Genomic DNA, 21357 nt, shown 5'->3' on the forward strand with positions numbered 1-21357 from the left:
GCCCTTCCGCGGGCCCCTGCGGGGCGCGGAAGGGCCTCAGGGCTCAGTGAACCGCCGCACCCAGCGCGGCATGCTCCTTGTCGTGCAGCGCATAGCGATCGATCATGCGGCTGCTCGCCTCGTTCAGCCCCCGCACCTCCACCTCGACACCGTGACGACGGAACTTCAGCACCACCTGATCCAGCGCGCCGACGGCGGAAATGTCCCACAGATGCGCCTCGGAAACGTCGATGGTGACCGTTTGAAGGGTTTCGGCGAAATCGAAAGCGGCAATGAAGCCTTCCGTCGAGGCAAAAAAGATCTCGCCATCCACGCGATAGGTCCGGTGGCCGCCATCAAGCGTCGAACGGACGTGGAAGAGGTTCGCCACCTTGCCGGCAAAAAAGATGCCGGAGAGCAGCACGCCGGCCAGAACACCGAGCGAGAGATCGTGGGTCGCGACCACCGTGACGACGGTTGCCAGCATGACGATCGAGGAGGAGAGCGGGTTGCTCTTCAGCTCCGGGATCGAACGCCAGGAAAAGGTGCCGATCGACACCATGATCATGATCGCGACAAGGGCTGCCATCGGGATGATTTTTACGACGTCGTCCAGCACAAGGATCAGAAAGAGCAGGAAGGCGCCCGCCACGAAGGTGGACAGGCGGCCCCTGCCGCCGGACGAGACGTTGATGACCGACTGGCCGATCATCGCACAGCCGCCCATGCCGCCGATCAGGCCGGAGGCAATGTTGCTGGCGCCCTGGCCAATGCATTCCTGGCTCTTGCTGCTCGTCGTGTCCGTCATGTCATCGACGATGCGGGCCGTCAGCAGCGATTCCAGCAGGCCGACGGCGGCCAGTGCCGCGGAATAGGGAAAGATGATCTGCAGCGTTTCCCAGGTCAGCGGCACCTGCGGCAGGGCAAATATCGGCAGGCTGGACGGCAGCTCACCGAGATCGCCGACGGTGCGCAGATCGAGCCCACCATAGAGCGAGACGAGCGTCAGCACGACAATGGCGACGAGCGGCGACGGGATGACCTTCGTGACATAGGGAAACAGGTAGATGATCGCGAGACCGGCGGCGATCATCACATAGGTGGCGACCGGCACACCGATCAGTTCCGGCAGCTGCGCCATGAAGATCAGGATCGCCAGTGCATTGACGAAACCCGTCATCACCGATTTCGACACGAAGCGCATGACGCGGCCGAGCTTGGCAAGGCCGGCCAGAATCTGCAGGAGCCCCATCAGCAGCGTGGCGGCAAACAGATATTGCAGGCCATGCTCCTTGACGAGCGTGACCATCAGGACGGCGGTGGCAGCGGTTGCCGCCGAGATCATGCCGGGACGCCCGCCGGTGAAGGCGGAGACGCAGGCAATCGCAAAGGAAGCGAACAGGCCGACCTTCGGATCGACGCCGGCAATCACGGAAAAACCGATGGCTTCCGGAATGAGCGCCAGCGCGACGACGATACCGGAGAGAATGTCGCCCCGAATGTTGGAAAACCATTCGCGGCGATAGGTGGAAAGAGACATCATTGGGGGTTCAATTCGCAAAAGGTGCGCATCGGCCGGGAGAACATATCCAGGTCAAACGGGCAGATGCTTTGCGTTGTCCGGCGGATCGGCGGCCGGAAGAGCCACCCGGGGATCGCACCCGGGTCCTTGTGATGTCTTGCTCTTAGCCAATAAAATGCTGCGACGCAATGAAAAGGCCGGCAGACGCGGGTGCAACCTCGCCGCCAGCCTCATCCAGTCCGATTAATCCAGAACCTGGATCACCTCGCGCGTCGCGGGGTCCACCACCACCCGACGCTCGTTGACGATGGTATAGGCATAGTCGCCGTTACCGTCGATCACATGCGTCTCCACCTCCTGCGGCAGCACGCGGCCGACCAGAACGTCGCCATTGTAGTTCACCGAGGGAACCTCCTGGCGCATCACGTAGGTGCGCACGTCCGGCGGCAGTTCACGCACGACCACCGTGCCGGATGGCGGCGCCGGCTCGGTGACGATGACGGTCGACTGCGCAAAGGCGGCACTCGACATGAAAACGGCCGCGAACGCGGCCATGAGGGACTTCTGCATGTTTCTCTCCTCGGGCTTTGATGCTGGCGTGACAATGCCCGGCCCCGAAGATGGTTCCGCAAGGCGTGCCGCAGAGACGGCACGCCTTGCGGCGGTCTGATGAGCAGACGTCCGCCCTAGAAGCTGCGCAGCATAAGCGCGGCCGGCACCGTTGCCGCATCATTCTGCGCGCTTGCCTGAATGATGTTACCATTGCGCCCGTTGCCCGGAGCCGTCTCGGACGGTGCGGCCGGAGTTGCCGGGGCAAGGCGCACGGTGCGTGGCGCAGCCGAAGGCCCGTTCGCATCACAGGCGCCCGACGCGGTCTTTTCCACCTTCGGCGCTCCATGGCCGTCGCTCATGTAGCGGATCGCCTGGCTGCAGGTCTTGCCGCCGCTCGTCACCGCGTAGAAGGAGTAGCCCTGCACGCCCGGCGGCAGGTGGCCCATGTCGACATCGAGAAGGCCCGGGCCGGCAGCCGCCAGAGGCGCGGCATGATCGAAGACCTGCATCATGCGGGCCGCCTGCAGATCCATCGCGGCGGAGATCTGCTCGATTTCGGCGAAGGGATCGGCGGCGAAGGCGTCATCGAAAACGGGCACCAGGAGGCGGTCGCCGCGTGTGTCATAGGTCACTTTCGGCGGCTGGTCGCCGACATAGCGGATGTGTTCGATGCTGCCATCCGGCAGGCGAACGGCCATGTCATGCATGGCATCACGGGCAAAGGCTGTGCCGGCCATGACAGCCGCGAGACCGGCGCCGGCGAGAATGAGGGAACGAAATTTACGCATGGCTATCTCCATTGACTTTGCATGAAGAACGTCGCTCTTCCGCGTCCCCCTCAGTTGCGGAAGCGGCGCCCTGCAGCCCCGATGATGGCCTGTTCCCGGGCCATTTTGTGGCAATGCAACAGGGGTGGCTGTCCTGCACGCGAATGTGAAAACGCCGCCGGCGATGCATTCGCCGACGGCGTTTCAGATGATTGCCGGATGAATATCCGTCTCGCGCAGCGGGCGTCGGGCGTCAGTCCTTCTTCTGCGGCGGGATCACGCGCAGCGAAAGCTCCATCAGCTGCTTCGGCATGGCCGGTGCCGGGGCGTTCATCAGAAGATCCTGCGCCTGCTGGTTCATCGGGAACAGCGTGATTTCGCGCAGGTTCTTCGCACCGACGAGCAGCATGACGATACGGTCGATGCCGAAGGCGCAGCCGCCATGCGGAGGCGCACCGTACTGGAAGGCGCGGTACATGCCGCCGAAGCGCTCTTCGACATCCGCCTTGGAGAGGCCCACGAGTTCGAAGGCTTTCACCATCAGTTCCGGCGACTGGTTACGGATCGAACCGGACGCGATCTCGAAGCCGTTGCAGACGGCGTCATACTGGTAGGCCTTGATGGTGAGCGGGTCCTGGCTCTCCAGCGCTTCCAGACCACCCTGCGGCATCGAGAAGGGGTTGTGGGCGAAGTCAACCTTCTTGTCTTCCTCGTTCCATTCGAAGAACGGGAAATCGACGATCCAGCAGAACTCGAAACGGTCGCGGTCGACGAGGTTCAGGTCCTCGCCGACGCGGGTGCGGGCTTCACCGGCAAACTTGTAGAACTTGGCCGGCTCGCCAGCGACGAAGAAGCAGGCATCGCCCGCTTCGAGACCAAGCTGCGTGCGGACGGCTTCGGTACGTTCCTCGCCGATGTTCTTGGCGAGCGGGCCGGAACCGCCGATCTTGCCATCCTCTTCCTTCCAGAAGATGTAGCCGAGGCCGGGCTGACCCTGGCTCTGCGCCCAGGCGTTCATGCGGTCGCAGAAGGCGCGGGAACCGCCGGTCTTGGCCGGGATCGCCCAGACCTGAACCTTCGGGTTCGAGGCGATCATGTTGGCGAAGACCTTGAAGCCGGAACCGTCGAAATGTTCGGTGACGTTCTGCATCTCGATCGGGTTGCGCAGGTCCGGCTTGTCGGAGCCGTATTTGCGGATCGCCTCATCGTAGGGGATGCGCGGCCACTGCTTGGTCACCGGCTTGCCTTCGGCAAACTGCTCGAAGACCTTCGTCATCATCGGCTCCATCGTGCCCCAGACATCTTCCTGGGTGACGAAGCTCATTTCGACGTCGAGCTGGTAGAATTCGCCCGGCAGACGGTCGGCGCGCGGGTCTTCGTCACGGAAGCATGGCGCGATCTGGAAATAGCGGTCGAAGCCGGCGACCATCAGGAGCTGCTTGTACTGCTGCGGTGCCTGCGGCAGCGCGAAGAACTGGCCGGGATGGATGCGGCTCGGCACGAGGAAGTCGCGCGCGCCTTCCGGCGAGGAGGCCGTCAGGATCGGCGTCGAATATTCGGCGAACCCGGCACCGGTCATGCCGGCGCGCATCGAGGCGATGATCTGCGTGCGGCGCACGATGTTCCTGTGCAGGGTCTCGCGGCGCAGGTCGAGGAAGCGGTATTTCAGGCGGACGTCTTCCGGATAGTCCGGCTCGCCGAACACCGGCAGCGGCAGTTCCTTGGCAGCCGACAGAACCTCGATCTCCTTGGCGTAGAGTTCGATCTCACCGGTCGCCATCTGCTTGTTGATGGTGTCGTCGGAGCGGGCCTTCACGACGCCGTCAATGCGGATTACCCATTCGCCGCGCACCGTTTCGGCCATCTTGAAGGCCGGGCTGTCCGGATCGGCCACGACCTGCGTCATGCCGTAATGGTCACGAAGGTCGATGAAGAGCACGCCGCCATGGTCGCGGACGCGGTGAACCCAGCCGGACAGGCGAACGGTTTCGCCCACGTCGGACTTGCGAAGGGCTGCACAGGTGTGGCTGCGGTAACGGTGCATTTTCGAGATCCTGGAATCACTTGTGCCGGCGCACTGCGACGAGGCCGGGCCGGCAGGGGAAAATCGGGCGGAAAAGCGCATGGCACGCCCGCTTTGTCAAGGCGCAACCGGCCGGACGGCGGAAATGCGGACCGCCACCGGCACCGGAACCGCTCAGGCCTTGCCCGCAAACAGGGCCCGCATCGCCTCCTCTTCCTGCCGGATCCGGTTGGCGAGGATGACGAGATAGACGGGCAGGCCGAGCGCCAGCGTCCACAGGGCATGGAAGATCAGCGCGAAGCCGACAAGTTCCGGCAGGATGTTCAGAAAATAGTTCGGATGGCGCACCGTGCGGAACAGCCAGTGCCGGTTGACCGGATGCCCTGGCGCAATCATGACCTTCACCGTCCAGATCGGACCGAGCAGCCGCACGATCCACACCAGCATGGCAATCGCCGCCAGATAGACGACGAGACCGGCCAGCGACAGGCCGTCGAATCGCGCGCCCCGCAGCCACCCCTCGCCGAGGCAGGCGAGATAGAAGAGGACATGCGCCAGCGCCAGAAGCCGGCTGTTCAGCGCGCCGTGCTCCACCGCCCCCGCCCGCCGGAGTGCCGCCTCATGCCGTTTCGAGACAGCAAGACTGGCGAGACGAATGGCCGTGCCAAGCCCGAAAAACATAAGCAGAAGCGGTTGCATGCAGTTCTCCCCGGTGCGGCGCCGGCACAGGCCGGTCCTTCGGCATACTGCCGACACAGCGGAAAGAAGCCGATGGCCCGCGAATGGCGCCAGAAATGCAAAGACAAAGATTCAAGGCACCGTTATGACAGACGCCATGCCTTTCCAGCGCTCGGACCTGTCGATCGATGCGACCGGTGCCGTGCACCATCCAGAGCCGCATCACGATGAGCCAGATACGCCCGCTTGTTCCCCTTCTCGTCACGGCAGGCATCCTCATCGGCGGCAACGGCTTGCAGGGCACCTATATTGCGCTGCGCGGCTCGGCGGAGGGCTTTGCGCCCTCAACCATCGGCCTGATCGGCGCCGGCTACAGCATCGGCTTTGCCGTCGGCTGTCTTTACATCACCCGCATCCTTCGCTCCATCGGCCATATCCGCACCTTCGCGGCAATGGCCGCGATTGCCGCTTCCTGCTCCATTCTGATGCCGCTCGTCATCGCGCCGCTGTTCTGGACACTGATGCGCTTCATCATCGGCATCTGCGTGGCCGGCCTGTTTGCCGTGGTGGAAAGCTGGATCAATGCAAAGGTGACGAACCAGAACCGCGCCCGCACGCTCTCCATCTACCGTCTGGTGGATCTCAGTTCGGTGACGGTGGCGCAATATCTGATCCCCGCCTTCGGCGTGGAGGGACCGATCGTCTTCTCGCTGATCGCGATCGCCATGGCCATGTCGCTGGTGCCGATCTCGGTGGCCGACCGCTCCAGCCCGGTGCCGCCGGAGGCGATCAGCTACGATATCCGCGCCGTCTGGCGCATCTCGCCGCTCTCGGTGGTCGGCGTCATCGCGGTTGGCCTCAGCATGGCAGCCTTCCGCAATATAGGGCCGATCTATGCGCAGGATATCGGCATGGACGTCACCGAGATCGCCACCTTCATGAGCGCCGGCATCATCGGCGGCGTGGTGCTGCAATATCCGCTCGGCCTGTTCTCCGACCGTCTCGACCGCCGCAAGGTGATCATCTGGGCGACCATCGGCACGATCCTGACCGGCGGCTACCTTTCCTTCTTCGCCGGCACCGACGAGACGGCCAACATCATCGGCATCTTCATCTATGGCGCCTTCGCCATGCCGCTCTATTCGCTCTGTTCCGCGCATGGCAATGATTTCGCAAAGCCCGGCGAACATGCGCTGGTCTCGGCCGGCCTCCTGTTCTTCTGGTCGATCGGCGCAACGGTCGGGCCGCTGCTGGCCTCGCTGCTGCTGCAGTTCATCGGCCCGCAGGTGTTCTTCATCTACACCTCGTTCATCTTCATGGGTTTCCTCTGGTATACGGTGGTGCGCACGCGCGCCCGCCCGGCCGTGCCGCCGGAAAGCCGGTCGGGACGCTTTCGCGCGCTGCTGCGCACATCGGCCTATTTCAACCGGCTGGCCGGCGCACCGGACGACGCGCGCCGGGACGACCCGCCGCAGTCGTGACCTGCGGCAAATTCGCGTCTGCGTCTCTATTGATGAACCGCTGGCTCAGCTTTAAGCAGGGTGGACGCGCATTCCAGCCGGAGGCTCCGCCATGGTTCAACTCTCCCGCCGCACCCTTCTGACGGGCACCGCTGCGCTCGGCGCCTATGGAATCGGATTCGGCGGCGCCACTCTCTACCGCAAGGCCGAGGCCGCCGCCCCGGTGACACTGGAAGCGAAAACCGCCGATGCGCTGCTGGACGGGCAGCACCTGACAAAGGGCGTGATGACCTATGGCATCGAGGGCGCCGCCGCCGATCCCATGCAGCAACTCATGCCGCCGACGCTTCGCCTGCACAAGGGCGAACCCTTCGCTGCGAAGCTGATCAACCGGCTGGACGAGCCCACCACCATCCACTGGCACGGGCTGCGCATCGACAACCGCATGGATGGCGTGCCTTTCCTCACCCAGCCCTATGTCTATACCGGCGACAGCTTCGACTACGCCTTCGCGCCGCCGGATGCCGGCACCTTCTGGTATCATCCCCACTGCAACACGCTGACCCAGATGGGGCGCGGCATGACGGGGCTGCTGATCGTCGAAAACCCGGAGGATCCAACCTTCGACGCGGAGATCGCCATCAACCTGCGCGACTGGCGTCTGGGAAGCGACGGCCAGTTCATCGAACAGTTCAAGCCGCGTGACGCCGCCCGCAACGGCACCTTCGGCACCGTGCGCGGCGCCAACTGGCAGGTGGAGCCCGCGTTCGACGCGCCCACCGGCGGGCTGGTGCGCGTGCGGCTTGCGGCAACCGACGTGACCCGCATCTACATCCTGAAGCTTGCCGGCGCAGAAGCCATGATCGTGGCGCTGGACGGCCAGCCGCTGCCTGCGCCACTGCCGCTCGACCAGGTGACCGTCGGCCCCGGCCAGCGTGTCGACCTGGTGCTGCGCATGCCCGATGGCGAAGGGCAGACGGCGTCACTCATCGATGCCCGCCCCTCCTCGGCGAAGACCGTCGCCACCTTCCGCGCCATCGGCAGCTCGCTGAAGCGGCAGATTGGCGCCGTGACCGCCCTGCCCGCCAACCCCTTCACGCCGCCGGACCTGAAGAATGCCGAGGCGGTGCCGCTGGTGCTGAGCGCCACGGCGGAAAATGCCGCGCGCGAATCCTTCTGCGGTTCGCTCGGCTATTCCTTCTGGGCGATCAACAAGGTGCCGTGGCCGGGTGACACCGACGACCCGACCGCGCCGCTGGCCGAGCTGAAGCGCGGGCGCACCTATCTTCTCAACCTGGAGAACCTGACGCCGCACCTGCACCCCATTCATCTGCACGGCATGAACTTTCAGGTGGTGGCCTCCAGCGTCCGCACGGTTGCGCCGCTGATCTCCGACACCTATCTGGTGCTGCCAGACGAAAAGGTGCAGCTGGCGCTGGTCGCCGACAATCCGGGCGACTGGGTGCTGCATTGCCACATCATCGAACACCAGAAGACCGGCATGACGAGCTATGTGCGGGTGGTTTAGCAAAGCGCTCGGGCGGCACACCGACCGGAGCCAAGCATGAGCGAGCTGACCGCCACGCTTCGGGTGCTGGAACCCTTTCCCGGCCTCCTCGCCTTCTATGACGGCCGCATTCCCGGCAAGCGTCTCCATTCGCAGGCCCGCAACTGGATGGATGACGGCGCCTATGGGCTCGGCATTGCCAGCTATGCGCTGCTCTGTGGCGAAAAGGCGCTGGTCTACGATACCCACATCTCGCCGGCGCATGCCGGCCGCATCCGCCGGCATCTGGCGGAGAGGGGCGTGCGGCAGATCGAGGTGGTGCTCAGCCATTGGCATACCGACCACATTGCCGGCATCAGCGCCTTTGCCGACTGCACCATCATCGCCAATCCGCTGACCGCGCTCGCCATGATCGAGAACGAGGCGGCCCTTGCCGCCAAGGACCCGCCGATCCATCCGCTGGTGCCGCCGAACCGGCTGTTCGACAACCGGCTGGAAATGACGGTCGGCAGCCGCACGGTGCATCTCCTGCAGTTCGACATCCACAGCGCCGATGGCACCGTGCTGTGGCTGCCGCAGGAGCGGCTGCTTCTGGCCGGCGACACGCTGGAGGACACGGTCACCTATATATCCGAGCCGGAGGGCATCGCCCGCCACATCGAGGAACTGGGCCGGCTTTCCGTCCTGCCGGTCGATCGCATCCTGCCCAATCACGGCAGCGAGGCGGTGATTGCCGCAGGCGGCTATGGCACCGACCTCATACAGGCCAACCGCGCCTATCTTCGCCGCCTGCAATCCCGGATCGATGACCCGGCGCTGGAGACGGAAAGCCTCGAGGCTTTCGTGGCGCCGGAAATCGCTGCCGGCAGCATCGGCTATTTTGCACCTTACGAGCAGGTGCACCGCGACAATATCCGGACGCTGAGGCACAGCCTTGGCGCCGAAGCGTGACTCTTTCCACCAGGAATAGCGGCCGGACCGGCAAATGCAGAGGGCGAAGCCCAGCCTTCTGTTGACATCCTCTGATGAAAGGGAAAGGAAGATTGACCGTTCCCTTTCTTCAAGCCGCACGACCGATTCTGATGATTGTCACGACCGCCGCCCTCGATGAAGCATGCCGCAAGCTCGCCCAGTCGGAATTCGTTACCGTTGACACGGAATTCCTCCGCGAAACGACCTTCTGGCCGGAACTCTGCCTCATCCAGATGGCAAGCCCCGATCTTGAAGTGCTGGTGGATCCCATGGCCAAGGGGCTGGATCTTGCGCCCTTCTTCGCGCTGATGGCCAATCCGGCCGTGGTCAAGGTGTTCCATGCGGCGCGCCAGGACCTGGAAATCATCTACCACCTCGGCAAGCTGATCCCGCACCCGATCTTCGACACCCAGGTGGCGGCCATGGTCTGCGGCTTCGGTGATTCGATCTCCTACGACCAGCTGGTGCAGCGCACCAAGAACGTGCAGATCGACAAGTCCTCGCGCTTCACCGACTGGAGCCGCCGGCCGCTCTCCGACAAGCAGCTGGATTATGCGCTGGCCGATGTGACGCATCTGCGTGACATCTATCTGAGCCTGCGCAGCCGTCTGGAAAGCGAGGGCCGCACCACCTGGGTGGCCGAGGAAATGGCGATCCTCGAAAACCCCGAAACCTATGACATGCATCCGGACGATGCATGGCTGAGGCTGAAATCGCGCCTGCGCAAGCCGCAGGAACTCGCCGTCCTGAAATTCGTCGCCGCCTGGCGTGAACGGGAAGCCCGCAGCCGCAACGTGCCGCGTTCGCGCGTGCTGAAGGACGACGCGATCTACGAGATCGCCCAGCAGCAGCCGAAGGATGCCGAGGCGCTGGGGCGCCTGCGCACCGTGCCGAAGGGCTGGGAACGCTCCGCCTCCGGCGCAGCCATCGTCGAGGCCGTCAATGCGGCGCTGGCGCTGCCGAAGGCCGAGATGCCGCATGCGCCGAAGCATGTGCACACGCCGGAAGGCGCCCAGTCGGCCGTCGAGCTCCTGAAGGTGCTGCTGCGCATGACATCCGAACAGCATGGCGTTGCCGCCAAGGTGATCGCCAACAGCGAGGATCTCGACAAGATTGCCGTGGATGGCGAGAATGCCGAGGTTCCGGCCCTGACCGGTTGGCGCCGCGACCTGTTCGGCGAACCGGCGCTGAAGCTGATTTCCGGCAAGGTGGCGCTACGCTTCATCGACAAGAAGGTGGAGGCGGTGGAACTGTGAGCGAAGCGCGGCTGACGCCTGAACTGGCCGGCCGCTTCGCCGGGATCGCGCTCGGCCACGTGACGCGCGAATATCCGAATCACATCGTCCACGGCTTTGCTGGCCCCGAAGATCTCGGCGCGCCGCGCGCGCTGCATCCCCTCTTCTACGGCAGCTTCGACTGGCATTCCTGCGTGCATGGCTACTGGCTTCTGGCAAGCCTGCTGCGGCGCTTGCCGGAACTGGAGGATGCCGGCCGCATTCGCGCTCTGTTCGATGCCGCGATCACGGCCGAGGCGGTGGCCGGCGAATGCGCCTATTTCGACCGACCGCTGGCGCGTGGTTACGAGCGCCCCTATGGCTGGGGCTGGCTTTTGAAGCTTGCGGCCGAATTACAGGCGCTGGACGACGGGCGGTGGGCGAAGATCCTCCAGCCGCTGACCGCCGTGATCCGCAACCGCTTCATGGCCTTCCTGCCGCTTGCCACCTATCCGGTGCGCGTCGGAACCCATTTCAACACGGCCTTTGCGCTCCGCCTCTCCGCCGATTATGCGGAGGCGGCCAGCGATGCCGATCTCATGGCGCTCCTCACCGGGACGGCAGAACGCTGGTATGGCGCCGACGAGAACTGCCCGGCCTGGGGCGAGCCTTCCGGCGACGAATTTCTCTCGCCGGCACTGGTCGAGGCCGAATGCCTGCGCCGCCTTCTGCCGCAGGATCGCTTCCTTGCCTGGTTCGGCGGTTTCCTGCCACGCATCGACCGGCAGGAGCCCGCGACGCTGTTTCAGCCCGCCACCGTCTCCGACCGCTCCGATGGCAAGATCGCCCACCTGGACGGGCTGAACCTCAGCCGCGCCTGGTGTTTCCGGGCGCTGGCGGCTTCGCTGCCCGACGGAGATCCGCGCCGCGGCGTGATGCAGGCGGCGGCGGAACGCCATCTGGCAACCGCGCTGCCGCATGTGGCGGGCGATTACATGGGCGAACACTGGCTGGCGAGTTTTGCCCTGCTGGCGCTCCTCGCCTGACGTCACGGAGGCATCCGGGCACCCCTGGCGATGATTTCCACCCGTGTTCCGCCCCCGGTGCCCGACGACGAGACGCCCGGACGCTGGCGCCGCCTGATCTCGCGGGGCTGAAACGTCACCAAAAGTTCATCCACCCGCAATGCGAGCGACATTCAGCTTTCCTAATCATGCCCCGTTCGAATCCATCATCGGGGGATACAAGATGAAGACGATCCTGCTCGCGTCTGCCGCCGTTCTGGCACTTGCCACGGGTGCCATGGCCGAGGAAAAGGCCTTTCCGGCCAAGCTTTCGGCCCAGGCGATCCTGCCGGCCAATACCATCATTGCCGCGCCGGAAGATGCCCCGGAGGCGCTGAAGACCGCTGCCAAGTTCACCGCAGCGAGCCGCAAGCGCGCCGATGGCATCGGCACCGTACCCGGCATGGACGGCGTGCACCCCACCGGCCTTTCCATGCCCTTCAGCGGCCAGGCCATGCAGGGCTTCTCCGGCATAAAGACCATGCCGGATGGTTCGTTCTGGAGCCTTTCCGACAATGGTTTCGGCAGCAAGCTGAACTCCGTCGACGCCATGCTGATGCTGCATCACCTGAAGATGGACTGGGCCAGCAACACGGTGAACCGCATCGAGACGGTCTTCCTCTCCGATCCCAACAAGGTTGCCCCCTTCCCGATCGTGATGGAAGGCACGGAGAAGCGCTATCTCACCGGCTCGGACTTCGACGTCGAATCGATCCAGCCGGTCGCGGACGGCTACTGGATCGGCGAGGAGTTCGGCCCCTATCTCCTCAAGATCAACCTGAAGGGCGAACTGGTTGCCGTCTACGCCACCAGCGTCGAGGGCAAGACGGTAATGTCGCCGGACAATCCGACGCTGACGCTGCCGTCCGATCCGTCGAAGCCGATGCCGGCCTTCAACCTGCGCCGCTCCAACGGCTTCGAGGGCCTTGCCATGTCGCCGGACGGGTCGCGCCTCTATGCGCTGCTGGAAGGCCCGCTTTATCTGGGCGACGGCAAGTTCGAGCAGGCGGACGGCCAGAACGCGCTGCGCGTCATCGAGTTCGACACGGCCGGCAAGGGCTGGACGGGCCGCAGCTGGCTTTATCCGCTCTCGGCCGGCGGCACCAATATCGGCGATTTCAACATGATCGACGCCACCACCGCTCTGGTCCTGGAGCGTGACGGCGGCGAAGGCACCGCCGACAAGGCCTGCGCCGACCCGGCCAAGCCGCAGGTCGATTGCTTCGAAAAGCCCGCCAGGCACAAGCGCGTCTACAAGATCGAGATGAGCGATGCCAATGTCGGCAAGGCCGTGCGCAAGATCGGCTATATCGACCTGATGAACATCGCCGATCCGGACAAGAAGGCCAGGCAGGGCACAAAGGACGGCATCTACACCATGCCCTTCGTCACCATCGAGAATGTCGACGTGGTCGATGCCACGCACATCATCGTCGGCAACGACAATAACCTGCCCTTCTCGATCGGCCGCTTCATCGACAAGGCGGACGACAATGAATTCGTGCTGCTCGACGTGGCGGATTTCCTCGCCGCCCGCTGAGCCGGCTGCCTCGCGAGACGATAGGAACGGGCGCCGCACCTGCGGTGCCCGTTTTTCATTCGTGCCGGCGCGGCCGGCCGCCTTGCCTCGCACTACCGGCTGGCGCTCAGAGAACGCTTCTCGAACACCAGAACGACGATCAGCGACAGGGCGAAGGGAATGATCAGGTAGAGCAGCCGGAAGACGATGAGGGCCGCCAGCACGTCCGGCTTGTCCATTTCCGGCAGGCCGTTGACGAAGACGAGTTCCAGCACGCCGAGCCCGCCCGGCGCCGTCGACAGCAGCGCCGCCGAAAACGACATCAGGAAGATGCCGAGGATCGTGAAGAAGCCGGGATTGCCGACCGTCGGCAGCGCGAAATAGATGATGGCGGCAGCCGCAATCAGTTCCGCCGGGCCGATGATGAGTTGCATCATGACGGTGCGCAGATTCGGATAGGCGATGCGGATCGGGCCGAGCACCAGCGGCCGAAACCCGCGCCAGCTGCCATAGACATAGGCCGCCGCCAGAAGCAGGACGGCAAGGCCCACGCCACGCGCCGCCTCCTGCGACAATCCCTCGATGAAGCGTTCGCCGAGCGACGGCTCGATCACCAGCGTCACGCCGGACAGGAGGATGGTGCCGAAGGCGAAGGTGAAGGAGCAGAAGGCCACCAGCTGGCCGATCTGGATGGCGCTCAGTCCCTTCGAGGAATAGGCGCGGTAGCGGATTACCGATCCGGAGACGACGGAGGCGCCGAGATTGTGGGAAAGGGCGTAGGTGGTGAAGGAGGTCAGCGTGATGAACCACCAGCTGACACGGGCGTGCAGGTAATCGAGCGCGATGGCATCATAGCCGGCCAGCGCCACATAGGCGGCCAATGCAGCAAGAACCGAGAGGCACCAGTGGGAAACCGGAATTGCTGCAAAACTGTTGCCCAGTTCATCGAAGGAAAGTCCCCGCAGCTCCTTGTAGAGAAACCAGGCCGACACCGCCACGACTGCGAGCCCGAGAACCGTCCAACCGTATTTCCTGATAATTGCCCCATCTCCCCATGCTTTGCCGCAGGCGTCGCACCGCCCGCATGTCATTCTGTGGCCGCAATCGCCCCCGGAAGAACTTAAACCATACCCGCAGCCGGTCGGTCCAGTCACGGGCGGTGCCGAAGCCTTATCCGGCTACAACGCTGCAGCTGCCGCAGCGATCCTGCCGCTCCTCCACAAATTGCCGCAGTTGCGCCGCGCCGCAAAGCTCGTATTGTGCGCCGCCGGGGCGGACCGCGGATCGCCCCATCCGATTGCTGCCACGCGTGACCGAGGGATCATGGCCAAGGAGAGAAGCACCATCGTGAGCGCGAGAGCCGTGTTCTCCGGCCTTCGCCTGGCGATGATGGTGAGCTTCATCGCGCTGACCGGCATGCTGTTCATGCTGATCTTCAACGTGGAGGGCGCGCTCTATGTCGGATCGATCTATGCGCTCGCCTGCAGCATGCCGCTGATCGTCTTCGAAAGCGGGCTGCTGATGCCTTCGCTGCTGCAGCGCATCCGGCGCTTTTCGACACCGGCCTTCTTCCTGTCGAGTCTCGGCATCTATTTCGTTCTGTCGGGCATGGGCTTTGCCGCCGCCGGCATCGTGATGAAGACGACCGGGCTGCTGGATGCGCACTGGAAGCAGGTGCTGCTGATCCGGCCGCCCGCCTTCGCCTATACGCTGATCTTCTTCCTCGGCGGGTTGACCATCCTGCGGGTGCGCCAGCTGCTGGGCCGGCAGGTGTTCCGCAGTCTCGTCACCGGTCGCTACCGCACGCCGATCCAGGAGGAACGCATCTTCCTGTTCATCGATCTGGTCGGCTCGACGGCCTATGCCCGCGAATTCGGCGACCTGCGCGCCCAGGAATTCCTCGGCGAGATCTTTGCCGATTTTGCCGGTCACGTGCGCAAGAACATGGGCGAGATCGACGACTATGTCGGCGACTGCGCGATCATCACCTGGCCGATGCAGGAGGGGTTGCAGCAGGCGCGCTGCGTGCGCTGCCTCTACGACATTCTCGACGACATCAACGCCCATGCGGACTGGTGGCAGACGCATTTCGGCCGGGTTCCGCAGCTTTCAGCCGCGCTGCATGGCGGTGCGGTGGTCACCGCCGAAATCGGCGTCTTTCATCACAAGATCACCTACTTCGGCGATGTGGTGAACACGACGGGGCGCATCGAGACCCTGTGCAAGAGCCTTGGGCAGCCGGTGCTGATCTCGGACGATCTGCTGGAACGGCTGAGGCTGCCTGACGGCATCGTCGCCTGCTCGCAAGGGGCACACCTGTTGAAGGGCCGCAACGAACCCCTCGTCGTTCATGCGCTGACGCGCTCGGACAGCGACTGCCGGCCGCCCGCCCTGCCCCGCGCCTCCTGAACGGTCCCGCCCCTATTCGAAGACGAAGGCGATGCGCCGGCCGGTCAGCTTCGCGAGCTGCTGCAGGCGCCCGTCCAGACGTTCGCCGGCAAAGTCGATATATTCATGCGGCACGACCAGATCGAGGTCGAGATCGGGACTCTCGGAGCGTCGGAAATACAGGTGGTCCACCACGCCCGGCATCGAGGCCGAGAACAGATAGACGACGCGCAGCAACCCGCCGAGCAGCTTGGCGAGCGACAGAAGCCTGGGCGTTGCGATCTGCGACAGCGGCCCGGTTGCCCCGTCGTCATGCAGGCCCTCGAAGCGGTAGTAATTGGCAAGCGCCAGATAGGCGCGGCCGGGATGGGTGATACCGACCAGCGAGGAATGGGCGATCAGGTTCAGCGCCTGCAGCCCGCGATAATCCGGATGGGCACGCCAGCTGATATCGGCCAGCAGACAGGCTGCACGACGATAGCGGCCTTCCTCTTCCGTCTCCTCGATGCCGAACATCGGCACCATGCGGCCGGTCCAGTCGGCCAGTTCGCGCGCATGTTCCGGCGAGCGCGCCCGCAGGATAGCCAGCTGATCGGCCGCCAGAAGCAGCGGATCCTTCTGCTGCTCGTCATCGGGAAGCTGCGAGAACAGGAAGCCCTCGCGCACCCCTTGCGCGGAAAACACCACGCGGGCCGGCTTCATGACCGACAGCACCTCCTGCATGGCAACCGCGCCGAAGGGCAGAAGCGCCCGGCGGTTCTTGGAAACCGACTGCCAGGCCGGATCCTTGGAATCCTTCGACAGCACCACCTGGTCGAGGAAATTCTGCATTTCGTTCAGCTGCAGTTCGTAGCCCTGCATCATGTGCAGCGGATAGCGGGTGATTTCCATGTGCAGCTTGGCGATGTTGCGCCAGGTGCCGCCGACGGCGTAGAAGGTGCGCCCCTCGCCCTTGGCAAGGAATTTCGCGTTGCGCACCTCGTTGCGCGCGAGGCTGCGGGCCTTCTGCAGCGAATTGCCGGAGGCTTCGGACAGGCGAAGCCCGCCGAGCGGCAGGGTGATGCCCTTGCCGAAACTGCTGCCCTTGATGTCGATCAGTTCCAGCGATCCGCCGCCGAGATCACCGGCAATGCCATCCACATCGTTGAAGCCGCTGATGACGCCGAGTGCCGAGTAATAGGCCTCCTGCTCGCCGGACAGTACCTGGATCTGCTGGCCGAGGATGCGCTCCGCCTCCTCGATGAAGGCAGGCCCGTTGGAGGCCTCGCGAGCCGCAGCCGTCGCCAGCGCGAAGAGCCGGGTGGCCCGCGCCTGGTCGGAGAGCGCGCGAAAGCGGCGAAGGGCGGCGAGCGCCCGGTTGACCGCTTCCTCGTCCATGCGACCGCTGGAGCCCAGGCCCTTGCCCAGACCGCACAGCACCTTCTCGTTGAACAGGATGGTCGGCGAGCGGGACAGATCCTCATAGATCACCACGCGCACCGAGTTGGAGCCGATATCGACAACGGAAACGGGAGCGCTTCCGGGGAGACGCCCCTGGGCTTCAGATCGTACCATTCGTCACTATTTCTTGCGGCCGGAAATCAATCCAGCGATGAGTTTCGGCGCACTCGACTTCAAGGCTTCCCCGCGCCCCGAAAGGCTCGGATTGGTCATGAAATACTGCTGCGCGTTGAACGGTTCCTCGCCCTGACGGACTTCCATGCGGCGCGACGTACCGTCGGGCAATATCTCGTAGCTCTGCTGGTTGTCAATCAGGTTGCCCAGCATGATCTGCGACAATACCTGCTCGTGCACGGTGGGATTGAGCAGCGGAACCAGCGTCTCGACGCGGCGGTCGAGATTGCGCGGCATCATGTCCGCCGAGCCGATATAGACCAGCGCCTTGTCGGAGGGCAGTCCGTGGCCGTTGCCGAAGCAGAAGATCCGGCTGTGTTCGAGGAAACGTCCGACGATCGACTTGACGCGGATATTGTCGGAAAGGCCGGGCACCTGCGGCCTGAGGCAGCAGATGCCGCGCACCACCAGGTCCACGTCCACGCCCGCCCCGCTTGCCCTGTAGAGCGCGTCGATGATCTCCGGATCGACCAGCGAGTTCATCTTCATCCAGATGCCGGCCGGGCGGCCGGCCTTCGCATGCTCGATCTCCTCGGCGATGTGCTTGAGGATGCGCGGGCGCAGCGTATAGGGCGACACGGCCAGCTTCATGCTCTCTTCCGGCTCGCCATAGCCGGTGATGAAGTTGAACACGTTCGCCATGTCATGGGCGATCTTGGGGTTGCAGGTGAAGAAGGACAGGTCCGTATAGATCTTGGCGGTGACCGGGTGATAGTTGCCCGTGCCGAGGTGGCAGTAGGTACGCAGCTTGCCGTCCTCGCGACGCACCACCATCGACATCTTGGCATGCGTCTTCAACTCGATGAAGCCGAACACCACCTGCACGCCGGCGCGCTCCAAGTCGCGTGCCCAGCGGATGTTGGCCTCCTCGTCGAACCGGGCCTTCAGCTCGACCAGCGCGGTGACCGACTTGCCCATTTCGGCCGCATCGATCAGCGCCCGGACGATCGGGCTGTCGTTCGAGGTGCGGTAGAGCGTCTGCTTGATCGCCAGAACATCCGGATCGCGCGCCGCCTGGAGCAGGAACTGCACCACGACGTCAAAGCTCTCATAGGGGTGGTGAACCACCATGTCCTTTTCGCGGATGGCCGCAAGGCAATCGCCAGCATGTTCGCGAACGCGCTCCGGAAATCGGGCATTGTAAGGCTCGAAACGCAGGTCATCGCGCGGGGCCTTGGTGATTTCCGACAGGGTGTTGAGCGCCAGAAGACCCGGCAGAACCGCGACGCGGTTGTCCGGCACGCCGAGCTCCTGCACCACGAACTGGCGCAGCGAAGCCGGCATTTCGGAATCGGTCTCGATACGGATGACCTTGCCGCGGCGCCGCCGCTTCAGTGCCGTCTCGAAGAAGCGCACCAGATCCTCGGCCTCTTCCTCCACTTCGATATCGCTGTCGCGGATGATGCGGAAGGTGCCGGCGCCCTTGACCTCGTAACCGGGGAAAAGGCGGTCGATGAACATCGACACCACGTCTTCCAGCGTGATGTAGCGGATCGTCTGCCCCTCGTCCGGCAGGCGGATGAAGCGGTCGAGCGTCGGCGGCAGGCGCAGCAGGCCGGTCATCGGCTCGCGACCGCTCTTGCTGTCGAGCTGCAGGCCCATTGAGAAACCGAGATTGGGAATGAAGGGGAATGGATGCGCCGGATCGATGGAAAGCGGCGTCAGGATCGGGAAGAGATTGTCCTCGAAATCGCTGGCGAGCCAGTTGCGGTCCTCCGGCGAAAGCGCCGCCGGCCGCACGATCAGGATGTCTTCCTTGGCGAGATACTGCTGCAGCACGGCAAGCGAGGCCTGCTGCTCCATCTGCAGGTTGTCGATTTCCTTGAGGATGTCGTCGAGCTGCTCGGCCGGCGTCTTGCCGTCGGGGCTGCGCACCACGATGCTCTGGCGCACCTGGCCTTCGAGGCCGGCGACACGCACCATGAAGAATTCGTCGAGATTCGCCGCCGAGATCGACAGGAAGCGCACGCGCTCCAGCAGCGGATGCGCGGTGTTCAGCGTCTCCTCCAGGACACGGCGATTGAACTGGAGCCAGGAGAATTCCCGGTTGATGAAGCGATCCGGGCTTGCCAGCAGGTCGGAGGCTTCCGCCGTCATCTCCGGGAAGGTTTCCCTGCTTTCGGAAATCTGGTCCATGTCGCTTCCTCTGTCCTTGCCTGCCGGTCAGGCGGTGCGCCGACCGCGCTCTCGCCCCTATTCCTTTTCAACGACGCGGCGATGACAGTCAATCAGCGCCGCTCTGGCCGGCGAGGCTTTCCAGCACTTCGGCGGCCAGCGTGCGGGTGATGCGCGTGCCGCGCGCCAGCGCCAGCCGGTCGAGACGATCGACCACGCCCTGCGCCGCCTCCATCGACCGCTCCATGCGGGCAACGATATAGGCGACGATCCGGTCGTCGATATGCAGCTGCCGGTCGGCGAAGAGCTTGATGATCACCTGCCCCAGCAGGTCCTCGTCCGGCTCGCCGATATCCACCACCGTCGCCGCCTTCAGGCGCGAGCGCAGATCGGGCAGGCTGACCGGCCAGGACATCGGCCAGAGCCTGGCCGTGATCAGCAGCGTCGTCTGATGCTGGCGCACGCTGTTGATGACGTGGAACAGCGTGTTCTCGTCAAAGCCGCGCCGGTCCGCATCCTCGAAAAGCACCGGGCCGCGGGTCGCGACCATCGCCGCATCGCTGCCGGAAAGCGGATGGATGTCGGCCGCGCCGGTGCGCTCGCGCCAGATGCTGGCGAGATGCGACTTGCCGCAGCCGGCGGGTCCGGTGAGGATCACCACGGGCGCCGGCCAGTGAGGCCAGGCATCGATCATGGCTACGGCCGCGCTGACGGGCGGCGCGACGAGAAGGTCGTCGCGACCGGTCGCGGCATCATGGGTCAGCGCCAGCGGCAACTGTTCCGCGCGCTGACGCTTCTGTTTGTCGAGCGTCTCAGTCATTGTCGTTCGGAGGCGTTTCAAGGGCCCTGGCTTCCACGCCACTCCTGTCGTCCCAGGGCAGCGCGGCCGAGTGGCCGAAATAGATATCGCTTTGAAGATACCGCGTGAGGGCGAAGCGGACAAGCACGCCGACCACGGCGGCAGCCGGAACCGCGATCAGCAGCCCGACAAAGCCGAACATGGTGCCGAAGGCGAGCAGCGCGAACATCAGCCAGACCGGGTGCAGCCCGACGCTGGAGCCGACGAGCTTCGGCTGCAGGATGTTGCCCTCGATGAACTGCCCGGCAAAGAACACGCACATGACGGCGATGATCCACGGATAGTCCGGCCAGAACTGCATCAGCGCCACCCCGACGGACAGGATGAGCCCGACCAGCGAGCCGATATACGGGATGAAGCTGATCATGCCGGCGACGAAGCCGATCAGCAGCCCGAAGTTCAGCCCCACGACCGAAAGGCCCACCGCATAGAAGATGCCGAGGATGAGGCAGAGCGAACCCTGGCCGCGGATGAAGCCGGAGACCGCCTGATCCATCTCCCGCGCCAGCTGGCGGATGGTCGTGACCTGATCGCGCGGGATCCAGCTGTCGACCTTGGCGACCATGCGGTCCCAGTCGAGCAGGATGTAGAAGGCGACGACCGGGGTGACGATCAGCAGCGAGATGACATCGACGATCGCCTTGCCGGAATTCCAGATCTGGCTGAGCAGGCCGCCCAGGAAACCTGCCCCCTCCGACATCAGGCTGGAGAAGTTCTGCTTGGCGTTCTGGATCTGCGTCACCATCCAGTTCGGCAGGAAGGAGTTCTCCGGGCTGGCGATCACCTGCTGCAGCTGGGTGACATAGCCCGGAACGGTCTTGGCGAAATCGTTGAACTGGCTGACAATCAGCGGGATGACCACCATCAGCGCGATGGCGAACATCAAAACGAAGCCGATGAGGATCATCACGGTCGCCATCAGCCGCGACAGGCCGCGCCGCTCCAGCCAGTCGGCGACCGGATCGAGGAAATAGGCCAGCGCCATGCCGGCCACGAAGGGCAGCAGAATGGTGCGGAAGGCCAGCAGGAAAAGGATGAAGACGAAAAGCGCGCCGAACCAGAACAGCACGTAACGTCTCAGGCTCGCACCACTGATATGATAGGCCATTGCTCACGTCCTCTGG

General features: G+C 64.3%; 17 protein-coding genes and 1 other annotated feature. Of the genes, 7 read left to right on the forward strand and 10 right to left on the reverse strand.

What is annotated here, in order from left to right:
- Nucleotides 1-43: 43 nt before the first annotated feature.
- The 5 genes from KLP42_RS00700 to KLP42_RS00720 all read right to left on the reverse strand — a co-directional run bounded on the left by KLP42_RS00700 (nucleotide 44) and on the right by KLP42_RS00720 (nucleotide 5542).
- Entirely contained in the window at nucleotides 44-1522 is a 1479-nt protein-coding gene (locus KLP42_RS00700; RefSeq protein WP_215563849.1) for a SulP family inorganic anion transporter, read from the reverse strand.
- Nucleotides 1523-1593: 71 nt separating this feature from the next.
- Nucleotides 1594-1651 (reverse strand) — a sequence feature (sul1 is cis-regulatory element that is thought to sense ions involved in sulfur or methionine metabolism; They are found in Alphaproteobacteria).
- Between the two features lie 93 nt (nucleotides 1652-1744).
- On the reverse strand, nucleotides 1745-2071 hold the full coding sequence (locus tag KLP42_RS00705; protein WP_215563851.1) for a DUF1236 domain-containing protein: 327 nt from the start codon (nucleotides 2069-2071) through the stop codon (nucleotides 1745-1747).
- A 116-nt stretch (nucleotides 2072-2187) separates the two neighbouring features.
- Nucleotides 2188-2841, reverse strand: coding sequence for a hypothetical protein (locus tag KLP42_RS00710; RefSeq protein ID WP_215563852.1), 654 nt, complete (start codon nucleotides 2839-2841; stop codon nucleotides 2188-2190).
- Between the two features lie 232 nt (nucleotides 2842-3073).
- Complete coding sequence (gene aspS / locus KLP42_RS00715) at nucleotides 3074-4864, reverse strand: aspartate--tRNA ligase (RefSeq protein WP_215563854.1); 1791 nt, start codon at nucleotides 4862-4864, stop codon at nucleotides 3074-3076.
- Nucleotides 4865-5017: 153 nt separating this feature from the next.
- Nucleotides 5018-5542: an isoprenylcysteine carboxyl methyltransferase family protein gene (locus KLP42_RS00720; RefSeq protein ID WP_215563856.1), complete on the reverse strand. Its 525-nt coding sequence runs from the start codon at nucleotides 5540-5542 to the stop codon at nucleotides 5018-5020.
- A 206-nt stretch (nucleotides 5543-5748) separates the two neighbouring features.
- Here KLP42_RS00720 and KLP42_RS00725 point away from each other — a divergent pair, with 206 nt between their 5' ends.
- The 6 genes from KLP42_RS00725 (at nucleotide 5749) to KLP42_RS00750 (ending at nucleotide 13278) form a co-directional block, all read left to right on the forward strand.
- Nucleotides 5749-7002: an MFS transporter gene (locus KLP42_RS00725; RefSeq protein WP_215563858.1), complete on the forward strand. Its 1254-nt coding sequence runs from the start codon at nucleotides 5749-5751 to the stop codon at nucleotides 7000-7002.
- A 91-nt stretch (nucleotides 7003-7093) separates the two neighbouring features.
- Nucleotides 7094-8509 carry a multicopper oxidase family protein gene (locus KLP42_RS00730; RefSeq protein WP_215563860.1) on the forward strand — a complete coding sequence of 472 codons (1416 nt, stop codon included), beginning with the start codon at nucleotides 7094-7096 and terminating at the stop codon, nucleotides 8507-8509.
- A gap of 36 nt (nucleotides 8510-8545) precedes the next feature.
- A complete protein-coding gene (locus KLP42_RS00735) occupies nucleotides 8546-9439 on the forward strand; it encodes an MBL fold metallo-hydrolase (RefSeq protein ID WP_215563862.1) in 894 nt (297 codons plus the stop codon).
- A 131-nt stretch (nucleotides 9440-9570) separates the two neighbouring features.
- The gene (gene rnd, locus KLP42_RS00740) at nucleotides 9571-10716 is read left to right on the forward strand and encodes a ribonuclease D (protein ID WP_215563864.1); all 1146 of its coding nucleotides are present in this window, start codon (nucleotides 9571-9573) and stop codon (nucleotides 10714-10716) included.
- Entirely contained in the window at nucleotides 10713-11720 is a 1008-nt protein-coding gene (locus tag KLP42_RS00745) for a DUF2891 domain-containing protein (RefSeq protein WP_215563866.1), read from the forward strand. The genes rnd and KLP42_RS00745 overlap by 4 nt, the downstream gene beginning before the upstream one ends.
- A gap of 202 nt (nucleotides 11721-11922) precedes the next feature.
- Nucleotides 11923-13278: an esterase-like activity of phytase family protein gene (locus KLP42_RS00750; protein WP_215563867.1), complete on the forward strand. Its 1356-nt coding sequence runs from the start codon at nucleotides 11923-11925 to the stop codon at nucleotides 13276-13278.
- A gap of 92 nt (nucleotides 13279-13370) precedes the next feature.
- Here KLP42_RS00750 and KLP42_RS00755 read toward each other — a convergent pair whose 3' ends face one another.
- Nucleotides 13371-14348, reverse strand: coding sequence for a lysylphosphatidylglycerol synthase transmembrane domain-containing protein (locus KLP42_RS00755; protein WP_215563869.1), 978 nt, complete (start codon nucleotides 14346-14348; stop codon nucleotides 13371-13373).
- 256 nt (nucleotides 14349-14604) lie between these two features.
- Here KLP42_RS00755 and KLP42_RS00760 point away from each other — a divergent pair, with 256 nt between their 5' ends.
- Nucleotides 14605-15666 (forward strand): adenylate/guanylate cyclase domain-containing protein, encoded by a 1062-nt coding sequence (locus KLP42_RS00760; protein WP_353844776.1) that lies wholly within the window; start codon nucleotides 14605-14607, stop codon nucleotides 15664-15666.
- Between the two features lie 12 nt (nucleotides 15667-15678).
- Here the strand turns inward: KLP42_RS00760 and ppx are convergent, their stop codons facing one another.
- The 4 genes from ppx to KLP42_RS00780 form a co-directional block, all read right to left on the reverse strand.
- Nucleotides 15679-17199, reverse strand: coding sequence for an exopolyphosphatase (ppx, locus tag KLP42_RS00765; protein WP_215563871.1), 1521 nt, complete (start codon nucleotides 17197-17199; stop codon nucleotides 15679-15681).
- A 6-nt stretch (nucleotides 17200-17205) separates the two neighbouring features.
- Nucleotides 17206-19395 carry an RNA degradosome polyphosphate kinase gene (locus KLP42_RS00770; RefSeq protein WP_215563873.1) on the reverse strand — a complete coding sequence of 730 codons (2190 nt, stop codon included), beginning with the start codon at nucleotides 19393-19395 and terminating at the stop codon, nucleotides 17206-17208.
- Nucleotides 19396-19483: 88 nt separating this feature from the next.
- Nucleotides 19484-20194, reverse strand: coding sequence for a DnaA regulatory inactivator HdaA (hdaA, locus tag KLP42_RS00775; RefSeq protein WP_215563875.1), 711 nt, complete (start codon nucleotides 20192-20194; stop codon nucleotides 19484-19486).
- Nucleotides 20187-21341: an AI-2E family transporter gene (locus KLP42_RS00780; protein ID WP_215563877.1), complete on the reverse strand. Its 1155-nt coding sequence runs from the start codon at nucleotides 21339-21341 to the stop codon at nucleotides 20187-20189. Before KLP42_RS00780 ends, hdaA begins: the two co-directional genes overlap by 8 nt.
- Between the last annotated feature and the right edge of the window lie 16 nt (nucleotides 21342-21357).

Origin of the sequence: Rhizobium sp. CSW-27 (genome assembly GCF_018760785.1) — a bacterium.
Lineage (GTDB): Bacteria > Pseudomonadota > Alphaproteobacteria > Rhizobiales > Rhizobiaceae > Neorhizobium.

Coding starts and splice junctions, on each gene's coding strand:
- KLP42_RS00705 (WP_215563851.1), bottom strand. CDS start 2,071: ATGCAGAAGTCCCTCATGGCCGCGTTCGCGGCCGTTTTCATGTCGAGT.
- KLP42_RS00720 (WP_215563856.1), bottom strand. CDS start 5,542: ATGCAACCGCTTCTGCTTATGTTTTTCGGGCTTGGCACGGCCATTCGT.
- KLP42_RS00750 (WP_215563867.1), top strand. CDS start 11,923: ATGAAGACGATCCTGCTCGCGTCTGCCGCCGTTCTGGCACTTGCCACG.
- KLP42_RS00700 (WP_215563849.1), bottom strand. CDS start 1,522: ATGATGTCTCTTTCCACCTATCGCCGCGAATGGTTTTCCAACATTCGG.
- ppx (WP_215563871.1), bottom strand. CDS start 17,199: ATGGTACGATCTGAAGCCCAGGGGCGTCTCCCCGGAAGCGCTCCCGTT.
- KLP42_RS00770 (WP_215563873.1), bottom strand. CDS start 19,395: ATGGACCAGATTTCCGAAAGCAGGGAAACCTTCCCGGAGATGACGGCG.
- KLP42_RS00780 (WP_215563877.1), bottom strand. CDS start 21,341: ATGGCCTATCATATCAGTGGTGCGAGCCTGAGACGTTACGTGCTGTTC.
- aspS (WP_215563854.1), bottom strand. CDS start 4,864: ATGCACCGTTACCGCAGCCACACCTGTGCAGCCCTTCGCAAGTCCGAC.
- KLP42_RS00730 (WP_215563860.1), top strand. CDS start 7,094: ATGGTTCAACTCTCCCGCCGCACCCTTCTGACGGGCACCGCTGCGCTC.
- hdaA (WP_215563875.1), bottom strand. CDS start 20,194: ATGACTGAGACGCTCGACAAACAGAAGCGTCAGCGCGCGGAACAGTTG.
- rnd (WP_215563864.1), top strand. CDS start 9,571: ATGATTGTCACGACCGCCGCCCTCGATGAAGCATGCCGCAAGCTCGCC.
- KLP42_RS00725 (WP_215563858.1), top strand. CDS start 5,749: ATGAGCCAGATACGCCCGCTTGTTCCCCTTCTCGTCACGGCAGGCATC.
- KLP42_RS00710 (WP_215563852.1), bottom strand. CDS start 2,841: ATGCGTAAATTTCGTTCCCTCATTCTCGCCGGCGCCGGTCTCGCGGCT.
- KLP42_RS00735 (WP_215563862.1), top strand. CDS start 8,546: ATGAGCGAGCTGACCGCCACGCTTCGGGTGCTGGAACCCTTTCCCGGC.
- KLP42_RS00755 (WP_215563869.1), bottom strand. CDS start 14,348: ATGACATGCGGGCGGTGCGACGCCTGCGGCAAAGCATGGGGAGATGGG.